At 47.1% G+C, this 14437-nt stretch carries 14 protein-coding genes; 12 read left to right on the forward strand and 2 right to left on the reverse strand.

The window, feature by feature from the left end; translation table 11 throughout:
* Positions 1–3 precede the first annotated feature (3 nt).
* The 11 genes from EXU85_RS30840 (at position 4) to EXU85_RS30890 (ending at position 10214) form a co-directional block, all read left to right on the forward strand.
* A complete protein-coding gene (locus EXU85_RS30840; RefSeq protein ID WP_142775764.1) occupies positions 4–651 on the forward strand; it encodes a hypothetical protein in 648 nt (215 codons plus the stop codon).
* A gap of 148 nt (positions 652–799) precedes the next feature.
* Positions 800–1297 (forward strand): YbjN domain-containing protein, encoded by a 498-nt coding sequence (locus EXU85_RS30845; protein ID WP_142775765.1) that lies wholly within the window; start codon positions 800–802, stop codon positions 1295–1297.
* 292 nt (positions 1298–1589) lie between these two features.
* Positions 1590–2369, forward strand: a complete 780-nt coding sequence (locus tag EXU85_RS30850; protein ID WP_142775766.1) for a leucine-rich repeat domain-containing protein — start codon at positions 1590–1592, stop codon at positions 2367–2369.
* A complete protein-coding gene (locus EXU85_RS30855) occupies positions 2366–2878 on the forward strand; it encodes a hypothetical protein (RefSeq protein ID WP_142775767.1) in 513 nt (170 codons plus the stop codon). The genes EXU85_RS30850 and EXU85_RS30855 overlap by 4 nt, the downstream gene beginning before the upstream one ends.
* Positions 2879–3107: 229 nt before the next feature.
* Positions 3108–3731, forward strand: coding sequence for a hypothetical protein (locus tag EXU85_RS30860; protein WP_142775768.1), 624 nt, complete (start codon positions 3108–3110; stop codon positions 3729–3731).
* Positions 3732–3739: 8 nt separating this feature from the next.
* Positions 3740–3967 (forward strand): hypothetical protein, encoded by a 228-nt coding sequence (locus EXU85_RS30865; RefSeq protein WP_142775769.1) that lies wholly within the window; start codon positions 3740–3742, stop codon positions 3965–3967.
* Between the two features lie 80 nt (positions 3968–4047).
* The gene (locus EXU85_RS30870) at positions 4048–4680 is read left to right on the forward strand and encodes a hypothetical protein (RefSeq protein ID WP_142775770.1); all 633 of its coding nucleotides are present in this window, start codon (positions 4048–4050) and stop codon (positions 4678–4680) included.
* 132 nt (positions 4681–4812) lie between these two features.
* Positions 4813–7830 carry a two-component regulator propeller domain-containing protein gene (locus EXU85_RS30875; protein ID WP_142775771.1) on the forward strand — a complete coding sequence of 1006 codons (3018 nt, stop codon included), beginning with the start codon at positions 4813–4815 and terminating at the stop codon, positions 7828–7830.
* A gap of 4 nt (positions 7831–7834) precedes the next feature.
* Positions 7835–8638 (forward strand): LytTR family DNA-binding domain-containing protein, encoded by an 804-nt coding sequence (locus EXU85_RS30880; protein ID WP_142775772.1) that lies wholly within the window; start codon positions 7835–7837, stop codon positions 8636–8638.
* Between the two features lie 339 nt (positions 8639–8977).
* On the forward strand, positions 8978–9931 hold the full coding sequence (locus tag EXU85_RS30885) for a hypothetical protein (RefSeq protein WP_142775773.1): 954 nt from the start codon (positions 8978–8980) through the stop codon (positions 9929–9931).
* Positions 9918–10214, forward strand: coding sequence for a hypothetical protein (locus tag EXU85_RS30890; protein ID WP_142775774.1), 297 nt, complete (start codon positions 9918–9920; stop codon positions 10212–10214). The genes EXU85_RS30885 and EXU85_RS30890 overlap by 14 nt, the downstream gene beginning before the upstream one ends.
* A 44-nt stretch (positions 10215–10258) precedes the next feature.
* Here EXU85_RS30890 and EXU85_RS30895 read toward each other — a convergent pair whose 3' ends face one another.
* Positions 10259–11716: a serine hydrolase gene (locus tag EXU85_RS30895; protein ID WP_142775775.1), complete on the reverse strand. Its 1458-nt coding sequence runs from the start codon at positions 11714–11716 to the stop codon at positions 10259–10261.
* 229 nt (positions 11717–11945) lie between these two features.
* Between EXU85_RS30895 and EXU85_RS30900 the strand changes: the two genes are divergently transcribed.
* The gene (locus EXU85_RS30900; RefSeq protein ID WP_142775776.1) at positions 11946–12428 is read left to right on the forward strand and encodes a DUF6252 family protein; all 483 of its coding nucleotides are present in this window, start codon (positions 11946–11948) and stop codon (positions 12426–12428) included.
* A gap of 8 nt (positions 12429–12436) precedes the next feature.
* Here EXU85_RS30900 and EXU85_RS30905 read toward each other — a convergent pair whose 3' ends face one another.
* A complete protein-coding gene (locus EXU85_RS30905) occupies positions 12437–14410 on the reverse strand; it encodes a 7TM-DISM domain-containing protein (protein ID WP_142775777.1) in 1974 nt (657 codons plus the stop codon).
* Between the last annotated feature and the right edge of the window lie 27 nt (positions 14411–14437).

Genomic DNA, 14437 nt, shown 5'->3' on the forward strand with positions numbered 1-14437 from the left:
TCAATGAAAACCCTCTTAGTTGGCCTAAGCAGTGTACTTGGCCTGTTTACAACCCCAGCGGCAGCACCAAACTCAGCCCAGGATCTTAAAAATTACCTGACCATCCGCGATCTGATGAAGGTCGCCGACATGACGGTTTTGAAAAAGATAGCGTCCGATCCTATTGAAAAGACTGTAAAAAAGGGCCTCGCCACCTACTATACCTTCATCAAAACACCGTTGCCGGAGAACAATCCTGCCGCTGGAAAATCGGCAGTTGATGCGCTGGAAGCATCTGCCAATCTGTACATGGACCCAATTGCGTATGTGAAATTAGCCATAGTCTACGCCCATGACAATCCTGCGTTCAACATCAGACAGGATCGTACGAAATCGTTAAAATACCTGTCTATTGCCTGGGAAATTGCTGATTTATCGGATCGGGCAACGGGCGACAATGCGTTACTGACGCTGATTATCAACAATAGCCTTGGTCTTGGCGATGGTTTTTATGCAGACAATACGACGGGGAAGTTCGCCATGAAAAAAGCCCTTGCTGCCATCCGTCCCGAGGTATTGAATGCCCGTAGCCGATTCAAGAAACTGTACAACTTATCGGTAAAAGATGAATTTGTTGGTTCCACGAACGTTGAGCGGCATTACGGCGGGTAAGAAGTTGGTTTTCAATCATCCACTTTTAGAGCCGATTCCACCACCTGTAAAGCCAAATCCACCCCGCATAGAGTTGTTCCCTACTGGCTTTGCTGCCGTAGTAATTTTGAGTCACTCAAATAGATCAATCTAAAAACGACGTAAACCAATGGAACCTATTAAAAACCCCGCTCCTGCCAAACCCGAAGACGTGCAAAATGCCCTGGCGAATGAGCAATACAACCGCGTTCAAACGATGATTCAATGCTACGTTGAATCAATCGGGCTGACCAAGGAGCAGACGTATGGTGCCAAAAACAATAACTGGCTGTGGAAAAATGGATCGGCTAGCATCGAGGTATTCATTCATACCATCAATTCCCCAAGCGGAGGCCGCCGTGATTACCTCCGGGTTTTCTCGCCCCTGCTTGAGATTCCATCAAACAATCTACTGGGTTTCTATCGCCATTTACTCGAACTCAACGATTTGCGCCTGGGTGTGAAGTTGTGCATTGCCCCCAACGCGCAAACCGTGTTTGCCACCTACGAGCGCGACATTCGGGGCATGGATTACCAGGAGCTAACAACCTGCATCCGCGATCTGGAAAACTGGGCCGACGAGTTGGATGATCAGTTGAAAGCCCAATTCCCCAACTGGTCGAATTGATTCGTTAGGCATAATAGATTCCATGGATGCGGTGTATTCTAGACGTTGATAGTTATACCTAGAGCAACGCTCCCGTTCCCCCGTTCTCGCTTGGCTACGCCGAGTGAGGGCTATTCCTTCAAGGGCCTCTGGCCCGTTTTTGACCTAATTCACCGGCCAGAGGCCGTTAAAAAAATAGCTCTCACTCGGCGTAGCCAAGCGAGAACGGGTATGCGGTGTATTCTAGAAGTTGATAGTATACCTAGAGCATGAGTATAGTGTTGGTTTCATTTATAAGCAGTCATTCCTCCTCATGGCCATTCGCAGTTTACTTCTCTCCCTTGCCTTAACCGGTATTTTAGGGTATTGCTTCACCGTCGGCCTGACAGACCCGAATTCGCTCTTCAAAAAAATACCTGACTGGGCAGGCATAGCGCTTTTCTTAGGTTGTGGTCTGTTGTACCTACTGGCCACCTGGTGGGCGTTCAAAGGGTTCAGTGTGCATAAACTCAGCGCGTTGGTATCAATGGGGTTTTGTGCAGTTGGCTTAGGCATTTATGCCTTAGTCTTCGTCATGGAACTAGGGCACAGCAGAGCGAGGCCGGGGCAGTACGATTATGATTTCACAACGCTAAGTGTCAGCGACAAAGCAATTGTAGCCCAAATCGCACATGATGCTGGACTAAGCCTGGAAGATGCCGTTTTCACCGAACACTGGACCATGGATAAAGCAGCAAAGTCGTCCAGCGTCACCAATACCTTTGGCATTTGTGTACAGAAAGGAAAGGTAGTGGCCCTTAACCTGTCGAATCATCCGGTCAGGAATCTGGCTCTATTGGCAAAACTTCCGGATCTGGGCGACTTGTACCTAAGAAACTGCGCCTTGTCGGACATGAGCGATCTACGATCCACTAAACTAGACCGGCTGGATGTATCTGACAATCAGATTATCGACTTGAACACATTGCACGGTTGCCCTACTATTCAGTGGTTGACAGCGGAGAACAACCAGTTGACATCAACCGACGGAATTGATCAGTTCAAGCAGCTGGTCAGTAGCGATTTTACTGGAAATCCAATACCCAAGCCATGATAGCTGCCCTGTCACCTTTCCGTCAACTCACATACCAAACCGATTTAACCTCTGAGCAGATCAGTCAACGGTTAACCGAAAACGTAATTACGGGCTTTAGTTTGTATAGTAAGAAGCCCTACTACGGCGGCTTCACACCCTACAGTTTTTCGGTGCGTAAAACGAGCAGTAATATCAAAAAGCAAGGGCTTGGTCCAAGCATAGATGGAACTTATAAAAGAAGCAATGGCAAACTACTGGTCACCCTTAGTCTGCGTCCGCACACAGCCTGGATCGTTGGGCTTTGCCTGTTTGGTTTCCCACTGGTGATGTTTGCCGTTCTTGGTATTACCGAGGTTCTCAAGACTGGCGAAATAGCTGTTTTGCTCAATTGTCTTTTTCCAGCTATAGTCTTATACGGCGTTTTCTGGCTCATTTTTCAGATACAAAGTAGTTCCGATATCCGCTTCTGGGAGCACACGCTGCAGCTAGAGCCAGTAAAAGATCGGAATGTGATGTCTGATTCTTAAATCAGACACATGAGGTTTTGAGAAACCTCATGTGTGAAAATAGGTTTTGAGAAACCGACACCACAGAGTGAAAATCCTGTAATCCTGTCTAAAGATCATGCACAGGAAAATCCACAGATAAACCGAAATCCACCACTTTTCCGGCGAACACCGCCTATTATACAGTTGTGCTTTTGAGAGTTACAGATTCAGCTAAGTTTGACTTATTAAAAATCTCCTCTACATAACCATGACTGACAAACTCCAGGTACTCTGCTTCGGCGCCTTTCTGATGGCCTATTATTACTTTGTACTACGGAAGTATAATACGCTGGGGTTCCGCATGTTCTCGTTGTTTTTCTTTATCGGACTCAGCGTCTCCTATTGGTGGTACAGCAGCGATCAGGATCTGAAGAATATCCAGCAAAACGGCGTTCCTACCCAGGCGCTTGTCCTCAAAAAGACAGCTAACAGCCTTGAGGTTAGCTTCACCAACCCATCAGGCAAGTCATTGGTACGGACGCAAACGGGTGGTATTTCCGTCGACGAATTTGCCGCCGTGACTGAAGGCCAAACAACCCCCATTCTATACAGTCCCCGGAGCGACACGTTTTATTTGACCAGTAGTTTTCAGCGGCAGCTTAACGATACCATTTATATCTTGGGCTTTGCGGGCGTTTTGTTTCTGATTGGCACGTTGTGCTGGATTTTCCTATACAAATACCGGGTTCATGCCTACGGAGATGGGTCGATTTTCGAATACGTGACAGATGAAAGTGGGAAGGTCGTGCTCGATGATGCTCAAAACGGCCTCACCAAATCCCTACGCACGTACTCAACAATGTCTAAACTTTTCCAACTTTTTAGCCGCTAACCCTGACTATGAAATCACTATTTCCCTACTTCGTGATGATTGTTTTGTTCCTGGCAGGCACCCGGTTGGTCAATCGTCAGCAAACCTATATCCGATCAATTCAGGAGTCGTCAGACGCTGATACAGCCGCACTCACAAGCATGATTGATAGCGCGAACGTCTACGTTCGTGCTGACTATTCTCCGGCCTCTGGCCGGAATAAATTAATAGCCAATCGGCCAGAGGCCAATGAATAGTCGGCCCAAACGTAGACGTTCGCGCCATACGCACCACTTTTGGCTCGTCAACTCAATCAACTCAATCCTCATTTACGCGAATGAAACGTTCCTCTTTTTTCACCTTACTCATCATGATAACCGCCAAAACCCTTCTAGCTCAGGATGGTACCTGGCGGATTGAACAGGCTCAGTTACCCGACGGCAAATCCTATAACGGCTCCCTCACTATTTCCCGCGTCGGCCAGTCGTTTGGGGTAAACTGGGCAACAACGGCAGGTAATTACAGTGGCTTAGGCCTGCTGGCCGACGGCAAATTATTTGTTGGCTACGGCCTCAACAGCGGCTACGGCATTGTCGTCTATAAAACGAACACCGCCACCCAGCGAATAGAGGGCGTCTGGACGGCATCAGGTCTGAATGGCGCAACCGGTACCGAAACGCTAACGGGCCGGGATGGCAACTATGATTTGATTGGTACGAACCCAGATGGGCGTATCTATCGCGGGAAATTATCCCTGTTAAAAACGGGTGATACCTTTCAGGCGCAGTGGCAGGTTGCCAATAGTGTTTACAGTGGCGTTGGCTTCATGAGCGGTGATTATCTAGTGATCGGTTATGGACTGGGTCAGGCGTTCGGAACGGTAGAATACGTCATGACAGGCAACAAAGCCCGTGGTCGCTGGGCAATGGGGGGCGGTAGTCAGTTCGGCATTGAAAATATTACACGCTAATCATGTAATTTGCCAACAAGTAGTTAAAGATCTGAATTAAAAACTTTAACCACAGAGGCACAGAGAACACAGAGAGTAAGGGATTATGATAACTCTGTGTTCTCTGTGGTTAATCTTATTTACCATCAACGTATGCGGTATGTATTGGTGTTCCTGCTGGTTTTTACCGCCCGTTGGGAAGCGCATGCCCAAATGCCTACGCTAACGTTCGAATACCTCACCACTAAAGAAGGACTGCCCTCCAATGACGTGTGGTGCATCACCAAAGACAAACAGGGCTTTTTGTGGATCGGTACAGGTCGGAGCATTTGCCGCTATGACGGCTATACTTTTCGTACACTGGACAACGAGAAATTAGGCTACTGTTCCGGCGTATCCACTGATTCTGCGGGGACGATTTATGCATCAATCTCCACAAAAGGGCTATGCACGATTAACCCCGAAACCTTGACCTCCGAAACAATCCTCCAAAATAATTTTCAGGATGCTGACCGGACCAATGACATGCACGAACGGGTATTCGTCGACTCCTATAATCAGGTCTGGATGGGTGACTATACCTCGGTGAAACGGTATGATCCAACTCGAAGAAAACGGCGCTTGTATTCCCTTTCCTCAATAGCCAACATTCACCAGGATGCTACATTCTTTGAGGATAAGCAGCGACAGCTTTGGATCATTTCGGAAATCGGGCTCTATCGATACGATCGCCAAAACGACCGGCTTACCTGTTTGTTAGGCCAGGAAGCTAATCAGGCCACTAACAAACGACCTATTCGCCTTGAAATGGCCTTTCAGGATACACATGGCACGATCTGGATTGGTGGCTTCGATTCTGGATTGGTTCGGTTCTCTCCACGAGATCAGTCCTTTTCGTTCCTGAGTACCGAATTTGCCAACCAGAACGTCATTTGTGGTCAGGCCTCTGTTGATGCCAATGGGCGCAAGCTCCTGTTTATTGGAACTGAGAAAGGCTTAAGTCTCTATTATCCAGACAAAAACAAGGTGTATCACCTGCCCGAATTTTATAACAAGGGCATCCATGTTAAAGTCATGTATGACGACAAAGACAATGGGATTCTCTGGATCGGTACCCGCAAAGGATTAATCAAATACCGATATCGCAATCCGGGTATTCGTACCATCGATATACCCGCCAGCGCCGTTCGCTTGCCGGTTGACGTAACCTGCGCGTTACAACTACCGGGTAAGAACGTTTTGCTAGGCCTCTCGCACTCAGGCGTACTGAACTGGCAACCGTTAACTAACCAGTTCCAGTTATGGTCTTATCCAGTTAGTACCTTTACCTATCAGATTCGATGGATTCAAAATCACCCCATAGCCTTCACCGATAAAGGTGTGTTTGTGGGTGATACAACCAGAGGCACTTTCTCCAGTTTACCCGTGGCGTCCCGTTTATTTACCTCCACCGAATTCAGAGATGGGTTACAGGATCAGAAAGGACGATTCTGGATCGCCAATTTGACGGATGGCCTACGGGTTATTGACCCCGTAACCAATACAGAGCTGACACTCTGGCCCGAATCCGTGGGAAAGCAGCTTATCCAGAACAATTACATAAAAGCCATTATGGCCGGCACCGACGGAAAAATCTGGGTGGCTACCTGCCCAAATGGTTTGTACTATTTTGATGAGCAACGAGTCAGCTTTGTTAATATCAGTAATATACCCGAAAATAAGGGCAAAAACCTGAGTGGGCTTTGTATCAATGCCCTACAACATGGAGAAGGAGGATCAATACTGGTGGCCTGTTGGGGTGGCGTCAATAAACTGTCGTCGACGGGTAAGATTCTGGCTTCGTTTGATTACCAGCACGATCAGCTAACAGATACGTACTGTTCTAATATCTGCGATGATAAAGCGGGAAATCTTTGGTTTAATACCAACGAGGGCATTCACATTGCCAATCTCAACACCAGAAAGATCAAGTACCTGACCACCATTGAAGGGCTAAACAGCAACGACCCGATCGGGTTTCTGAAAAACGGGGCTGATGAGTTACTATTAGGACATATCAACACCATAAACGTACTCAATATCAACGCACTAAGTCGCGCTAAGGTAGTTCCTCACATCGCCATCAGTTCGGTGGAGGTCAAAGGGAAAATGCTTCACCAGGACCTCACGAAAGAGATTATTCTTCAGCCCGATGAAAATTCGATCACGCTGAATTTCTCGACCCTGAATTTTGAGCCTGCCTCCAAAAACGTATACAGCTACCAGTTAGAAGGCTATGAACCCAACTGGGTCGATCTGGGCAACCAGCATACTGTTTCCTTCACCAACCTGCCTGCACGATCCTATACGTTACGGGTACGCAGCAGCGACAGTTTCGGTCTGAAAAGCGATAAGCCACTGGCTATTCAACTTACGGTAAAGCCTTATTTCACCAATACCTGGTTTTTCAGAACCCTCATTGGTCTATTAATTGCTGGTCTGATCGTGCTCATGATGCGCTGGCGCGTGAACACCCTCGCCGAACGAAATAAGCTGGATTTGCAGGTAACCGAATGGCGATTAAAAGCCTTGCAATCGCAGATGAATCCCCACTTTTTGTTCAACTCACTCAACTCCGTACAAAGTTATCTGCTTACCAATCGAGGGGTTGAGGGTGCCAAGTACCTGTCGAAGTTTTCCAAGCTGGTGCGCCGAATCATGGAAAACTCGAATCACCCGTACCTTTCCTTCGAGCAGATTATCGATACCCTGCGGATGTATGTCGAGATCGAATCGTTCCGCTTCAATCATGAGTTCAGTTATTCGTTCGACATCGAAGACAATGAGGCACTGCTCGATGCCCATTTACCCCCCATGCTCCTGCAACCCTACGTCGAAAATGCAATCTGGCATGGGCTAATGCCAAAAGAAGGGCCTAAAACGCTGAAAATTTCGGCCTGCATTCAAGACAACCATATTGTTTGTTCGATTGAGGATAATGGTGTTGGGCGAGCATTTGCCCCACGCACCGAAGGCCACATCTCGCGCGGACAGGAAATGACAAAAGGCATTTTTGAATCGCTCCGACGAAAAGACAAGGAAGCTAAAATAGAGCTAATTGACTTAGTTGATATCGACAATAACCCCGCCGGAACGCGGGTAAAAATGACTATTCCCATCGAAAAAGCGTAGCGTTATGAACCAACTTCGTGCAGTACTCATTGACGACGAGACAAATGCCCGCGAGGCATTGACCAACCTTCTTCGCATCCTCTGCCCAGAGGTGACCATTGTTGGCGAAGCAAAAAACGCAGATTTGGGTATCGAGTTGATCAAAAAAGAGAAACCAAATTTAGTTTTTCTGGACATTCAGATGCCGGGAAAAACCGGCTTCGATTTGCTGGCGAGCTTCGAAAAAGTAGATTTCGGGGTAATTTTCACGACCGCTTACCAGGAATTCGCCATCCGGGCATTTCGGTTCAGCGCCATCGACTACCTGCTCAAACCAATCGACCCCGACGAGCTACAGTCGGCTGTTGAAAAATTCAAGTCGCAGGTAGCGGGGGTGAACCCACAGCAGCTTCAGATTTTGCAGGAACACCTCGACTCAACCCAAAGTCCGCGGCTGATTGAACGCAAAAAGAATGACAACCAACGCATTGCGTTACCCACCGCCGAGGGCATTCACTTTGTGCAGATGACCGATATTATTCAGTGTGAATCGCTGGGGTCATACACCAAATTCCACCTGGTCAAAGGCCCAGCCATTGTGGTGTCGAGACTGCTGAAGGAGTACGAAGAGATTTTAGATAATTACTATTTTTTCCGGGTCCACCAATCCAACATCGTTAACCTCGAACACATCAAACGGTACGTCAAAGGCGACGGTGGTCAGGTCTGGATGAGCGACAATACCGAAATCGAAGTATCGCGCCGGAGAAAAGACGAGTTTTTATCGCTGCTGTCGGATTTTTACGTGAATTCGGGAAAATTAAAGTAGATAAACCCGTTCCTGAGTACAAGGGGAGCAGTTTTTTAGGCTGTACTTACCGTTTACTAATGTCATTGTCATAACTTAGGAAGTATCAATCGCTACTTATTCCTTTACGCAAGAATCAGTATAAAAACAACGTACACAAAACTACAACTAACTGATAACCGGCAAGAAATAGCTTCGTAAGTTCGCGTACGATACCATATTGAGTGGATACCAAATATTGTGCCGGGTCGTATGTAGTAGGGCGCATGTATACTGGTAAGCACGGTTCAGGTGGATAAGTAGTTGGCCTAATTTTTGTACTTTTGACCACAAATAGTAGCCCTGATTTGTTAACCTTATATGCCCGACCAAGATAAAGATACCATTAATTTGCAGGTAAGCGGGGAGGTTGGCAAGTACAACTCTCTCCCTGTTGACTATTTGGTTGAGATAGCTAAAAACCTTCAAACGCTACTTCAAACCCTCGCAAAAGTCAATGTATCCGAAGGCTCAACAATTGACCTGAACAATTTCAAAATAGAACTCACTGGCTTTAAGGCTGGCAGTGCTGTTCCACAATTCTCATTTACTCACCGCCATCAATTGACCCTCAATGGAGATGTTGACAATCAACGCGAGTTGGTTCGACAAAAATTTGATGAATTAGTCGAGGCTTCAGGAAAAGGTGATTTTATAAAAGTTAGAGAACTTTACCCAGATGCTTATCGGCGTAATGAGGTTGTTGATGGCTTATATAATTTTGTTAATAGCTTTGGCGGCTCACCCGTTAACGTTGTTTCTGTAAAACAGAAGAAAGGCAAAGATAATATTGTCCCACTTTATAATATTCGACCATTTGCGAAAGAGGTTCGTGACCGGTTAGTAACACCCGTCATCGAAAATAAAGAATTGGAAACTATTCAGGAGGTTAGTTTCAAAAAGGTAGTAACCACTTATAGGGGCGACAAGAAAATCAACTCTAAAACGATAGAAGAGTACTCAGATAAACAGGCATCGCTATCGCTCGCACCTGACATGATTATATCTAGGACACATATTTATCATCTATTTGGGTCGCTTCGATGCCTACTTGAGAAAGAGGACGATTACTATGTTATGACTTGCGAAATACTCGATCTCGTCGGAACTGGTTCTACAATTGAAGAAGCTGAGCAAAGTTTTGCGGAGGAGTTTGAGTTCGTCTACAATCGTTACAATACACTTCCTGATGCTGAATTAACTAAACGGCTTCAGTCTATAAAAACCATCCTGAACGCCTTAGTTAAACAAGTTGATGCCTATGCCCACGCTTGATGCAAAACAGACCTATAAAAATTTGAAAAAGAAAGGCTTTGAAGATTCTTCAAATCGAAGTGATGACCATAAGTATTTGGAGTTTCGCCATAATGGCAAGGTCGTATTATACACAAAAATCAGTCACGGCGAGAAGGAATTAGGCGATTCTTTGATAGGCCAGATGAAAAGACAATGTAAGTTAGAGAAGTCTGATTTCATGGATTTGGCCAACTGCCCATTGTCACTAGAAAACTATCTAGAAAAACTAAGAGTACAAGGATTACTAGATATTGGCGACTAAAGTGAAAACATTAGCCTTATAGTATCCGCAACATCTACTCTCCATCAATTTCCCGCGATTCTCGCCAGCATACCCTTCCCGTTTTGGTTATCGGGATTCAGCTCTATCGACTTTTTGTACATGGCGATAGCTTCGTCTTTCTGGCCATTCTTTAGAAGCGCTTCGCCATAGCTGTCATACACATTCCAGCTTTTGGGGTACAGGCTAACGTTGAGTTTAAAAATTCCGAGAGCCTCTTGCAGTTGTCGTCTGGCCATAAGTCGGTAAGCCCAGTCGTTCAGGTCATCTTCTGATGGGTTGAAGCTGGAATTTTTCTTCTTGAGTTCATTCGCAACATCGATGGCGTTTGTAAAGCCTTGTTTCCGTAATTCCATATGCAGCGCCGTGATTGGATCAGCCGCGGGGATGTCTGGATTATAGCAGCCCGCCAACTCATCAATGAATTCTTCCGGAAAAGAACCTGCCAGATTGGTCAACACAACAATGGCCAAATCATCATCAGGGTACACAAATAAGGCCGAGCGCCCACCACCTGTTGTAATGACCGCACGATGCTTAGGACGGGGTTTTGTTACCCAACCAACCGCCCACTGAGTAGGCGAGCCATTTTTATAAGTCCCTGGTGTCCAGAGCCTATTAAGGGCGCTCTTTGTCTTGAGAAGTTTGCCCTGTTGCAACGCTATCACCCAATGGGCCATATCTTCGGCGGTGCTGTTCAGCCCCGAGGCCGTCCGACGAAAGGGAGCAAATTCTTCAAAGGCGTTGGTGAGTTTGGGCTCGGCCAGTACCTGACCGTCAATTTTTGTCGTGAATCCATAGGACTGCGTTTTGTTGGGAATCACATCGCGGGAATCGCCAAAGACCGTTCCGGGCATACCCGCCACCTGAAACTGACGCTCCTGAAACACCTGAACAAACGGCTTTCCACTCAATTTATCAATGATTTTTCCTAGTAAAACATAGTTCGTCTGGTTATACCGATACTGCTCCCCGGTCGGAAAATCCATCGGTCTAGCTTTCGTTTTCGCCCAAATAGCTTCCTCATTAAAAGCTGCTCCATGACCTTCTTTTTCGGTATCGATAACTTGGTTAACATCTGGCAGACCAGAAATATGTGTTAATAACTGCCACAACGTTATCGGTTGCCAGGTTTCAGGTAGATTGTCGAGATAGCGGGACACGGGTGCGGTAAGTTCTAGTTTCCCTTCTTCAACCAGTTGCATAATCGCAATACCGGTAAAGGCTTTGGTGCAGGAGTTGATCGAGAGAATACGTTGATTCGTTACCGGTGTCGAGGTCTGTAGATTGGCCATTCCGTATGATTTCAGCAAGACCAGTTGCCCATGTTGAACAACGGCAAGCTGAAGGCCGGGAATCTGGCGTTCCTTCATTTCGCGCTGGATTACGGTTTCTACGTTATCGGTTGGGGCAGTCTGCCCATACAAAAAGCTACTGCAAGCAAAAACACCGAGAAGAGTTGCTACGAATCGAAGGATAGCCATAATTGAGTATTTGGCAGGAAACTCCCCATCTGCCTAAAGGTTACGTGTCAATCTCAAATTTTCAGCACGATCAGCGTCGCTGGTCTTTCGGCTAAGCCAGTTGTACCACCATTTCTGCCGGGTTTAAAGTCAAACCCGCCTACTACACAGTCTCGTCAATGGCCCCCTATTGGATGTAGTAGCTTTGATTCATCAAAAAGAACAAAAATCCAAAAGCTCTATATCAATCATGAAACTCACTCACGTAGTCATTATTCTTACGCTCATCAGCACCATTAGCATAAGCTCATGTAGTAAAAAATCGGACGATATTGTCCCCAATCCAGCCACTACTCAAGCCACGGTAGGTTTTCAGGTAAAGGTCGATGGGAAAGCCTACACACCTGATTATGCCTATGGGCTGGCTACGTTTCCGGGCGCTAACGGCTACTTCGCGATTTACGGCCTCGATAGCAAAACGAGCGATGTTGTTGCCCTTGCCTTACCCACAACGGCTGCTGAAGGCACCTATCCGCTGAGTGATGTCAACATTGGTATTCTGACCATCAATAAAGAAGACTTTTCGACTGTAAATGGCGGAACCGGAAGCATTACCATTACCAAGAAAACGGCGACCTACATGACCGGCACGTTTAGCTTCACCGCCTATGATGCCTCGGGCGCTGTAAAAAGAATACTAACAGAAGGTGCCTTCAACGTAAATATTCGGTGATAGATCCTTCACACCTCTACCTCTACGGTTGTGCCATTATCGGCAAAAACCCGGAAGGTACCCCCTAACTCCTGAGCGCGGGTCTGCATATTTTGCATCCCATAATGCTGACTGGAAACGGTTCCGTTGGCCCAGGTAAAACCCCGGCCGTTGTCATGAATACGTAGGTTGATGTGTCCACCCGGACTAACCTGCAACTGAACAGCCGCCGTTGTTGCCTGCGCATGTTTAACCACATTGGTCAGGGCTTCCTGCACAATTCGGAACAGATTCAGGACCTGCGTTGACGACAGACGCTGCGTTTGTGAACCTGTCACAACGACATCCACATTCAGTCCGTCTTCCTCATGGAAATAGCGATTGATGTACTGATCCAGTCGCTCACCAAATTCCTCGACGGTGAAACTTTCCTGATGAATCGCCCAGATGGTTTCGCGCAGGAGTTTGACGGCCTCGCGGGTGTGCATCACAATGTTCCGCAGGCGACTGGCCCATTGCTTCCCATCTTTTACCGATTGTTTCTCAGCCTGATCGCTAATCTGAGTAAGGTTCGTAACAATAAAAGCAAGGTGGGCCCCTACATTATCGTGCAGATCGCGGGCAATACGCTCTTTTTCGACCAGTAAGCTATTTTTTAGCGCTAGTGTCTGTACTTCGGCCTGATAAGCCCGTTGGTGCTGGATAATACTATCCTTTACGAGCCGCTCCGTCTGGTCACGATCCATCTTGTAGCGATAGGCCAGACCAATCGTTAGCATCAACACTTCAAATAAAGCGGCCGGTGCATAATAGGCGTAATTGGCAACGGGTACGTAGGTGGGTAGTAAGCCAAAATTGGAAAAAACCAGCGCGAGGTTCAGCGAATAAAATGGCAAAACGGCGATTAAATACAGCCAGGCTTCGCCCACATGGTAGCGTCGGATGATACTGATCACAATGTAGGCGACAATAACCGGTAAGGGTAACCAGTAGAGCGCCGTAAACAAGCGAATCATAACCAACTCCAGCGTGGGTGTCAACGGTACGAACCACTCGGCGGTTAAAGCAATCAGACACAGTACGCCACTCCAAAGAACACCCGTTCCAACCAGATGCAATCGATGTGAGGGCGTGTTCCGCAAGTTTAGAAACGTACGAACGAAGGTTAGCTGCGAGTAAAACAGAATAAGCGGGAACAGAAAGTACACATTCTGCCGGGGCATCCAGAATTGCAGGTCGAACGCAAACTGGTTCATGAACCCATCGTTGATAAAGAAGAACCCAACCAGACCCAGCAAACAAAAGATATACTTCGAATAAACGCGATCGAGGGTCGTCAGGAAAAAAATCAGGCTCATAAACGCCACAAACGTCAGCGTAAACAGCACCCCGCCCCAGAATAAATAGCTTCCCTGCACAATCGAATCATAAGCCGATTCCCGAACGAGTTCAATGGGTACGATTTGCGTACCCCGGTGTTTCAGGACGCGTAAATAAACCGTTACGGTCTGTTGAGCAGGAATAGTGAACGGAAACCAGAAATGTCGGTGGGAGCGAATTCGTTGGGCAGCGCGTGTTTTCCAACCAATTACGGGTGAGGTCGCTAGCACCTGATTTTGCGCATCGACCACAAAGAGCTGAAGTTCGTCGAAACACCAGAAATCTATTTCCGTCAGCCAGTTCTGAGGCTGCCGAGCAGCATTCTGAACCCGAAACCGGAGCCAGATGGGCGCGGCTAGTTTTGTGCCGGTAATAATACCAAAATTAGGAACGGGCGATGTTACCGGCTGAAAAGCGGGCCCGGTTGCTAGACGGATAACCTCGCGAATGGTCTGGGTACGTGTCGAGTCGTGTAAATAAGCTATACTTCCCCGCAGCGATACCAGATCATCATGTTGAGGCAAAGCAACCACCGGCTGATTGCCCAATGGCTGAGCCATCAGGCGGAAAGCCAGTAAGCAGCAGCCCAGAAATGGTAGTAGCAATTGGCGAAAGCGTCTCATCAGTGATCGAGGTACCACTAATGTAGG

The sequence above is a fragment of the Spirosoma sp. KCTC 42546 genome (assembly GCF_006965485.1).
In the GTDB taxonomy this organism is placed as follows: Bacteria; Bacteroidota; Bacteroidia; order Cytophagales; family Spirosomataceae; genus Spirosoma.

Coding starts and splice junctions, on each gene's coding strand:
- EXU85_RS30840 (WP_142775764.1), top strand. CDS start 4: ATGAAAACCCTCTTAGTTGGCCTAAGCAGTGTACTTGGCCTGTTTACA.
- EXU85_RS30845 (WP_142775765.1), top strand. CDS start 800: ATGGAACCTATTAAAAACCCCGCTCCTGCCAAACCCGAAGACGTGCAA.
- EXU85_RS30850 (WP_142775766.1), top strand. CDS start 1,590: ATGGCCATTCGCAGTTTACTTCTCTCCCTTGCCTTAACCGGTATTTTA.
- EXU85_RS30855 (WP_142775767.1), top strand. CDS start 2,366: ATGATAGCTGCCCTGTCACCTTTCCGTCAACTCACATACCAAACCGAT.
- EXU85_RS30860 (WP_142775768.1), top strand. CDS start 3,108: ATGACTGACAAACTCCAGGTACTCTGCTTCGGCGCCTTTCTGATGGCC.
- EXU85_RS30865 (WP_142775769.1), top strand. CDS start 3,740: ATGAAATCACTATTTCCCTACTTCGTGATGATTGTTTTGTTCCTGGCA.
- EXU85_RS30870 (WP_142775770.1), top strand. CDS start 4,048: ATGAAACGTTCCTCTTTTTTCACCTTACTCATCATGATAACCGCCAAA.
- EXU85_RS30875 (WP_142775771.1), top strand. CDS start 4,813: ATGCGGTATGTATTGGTGTTCCTGCTGGTTTTTACCGCCCGTTGGGAA.
- EXU85_RS30880 (WP_142775772.1), top strand. CDS start 7,835: ATGAACCAACTTCGTGCAGTACTCATTGACGACGAGACAAATGCCCGC.
- EXU85_RS30885 (WP_142775773.1), top strand. CDS start 8,978: ATGCCCGACCAAGATAAAGATACCATTAATTTGCAGGTAAGCGGGGAG.
- EXU85_RS30890 (WP_142775774.1), top strand. CDS start 9,918: ATGCCCACGCTTGATGCAAAACAGACCTATAAAAATTTGAAAAAGAAA.
- EXU85_RS30895 (WP_142775775.1), bottom strand. CDS start 11,716: ATGGCTATCCTTCGATTCGTAGCAACTCTTCTCGGTGTTTTTGCTTGC.
- EXU85_RS30900 (WP_142775776.1), top strand. CDS start 11,946: ATGAAACTCACTCACGTAGTCATTATTCTTACGCTCATCAGCACCATT.
- EXU85_RS30905 (WP_142775777.1), bottom strand. CDS start 14,410: ATGAGACGCTTTCGCCAATTGCTACTACCATTTCTGGGCTGCTGCTTA.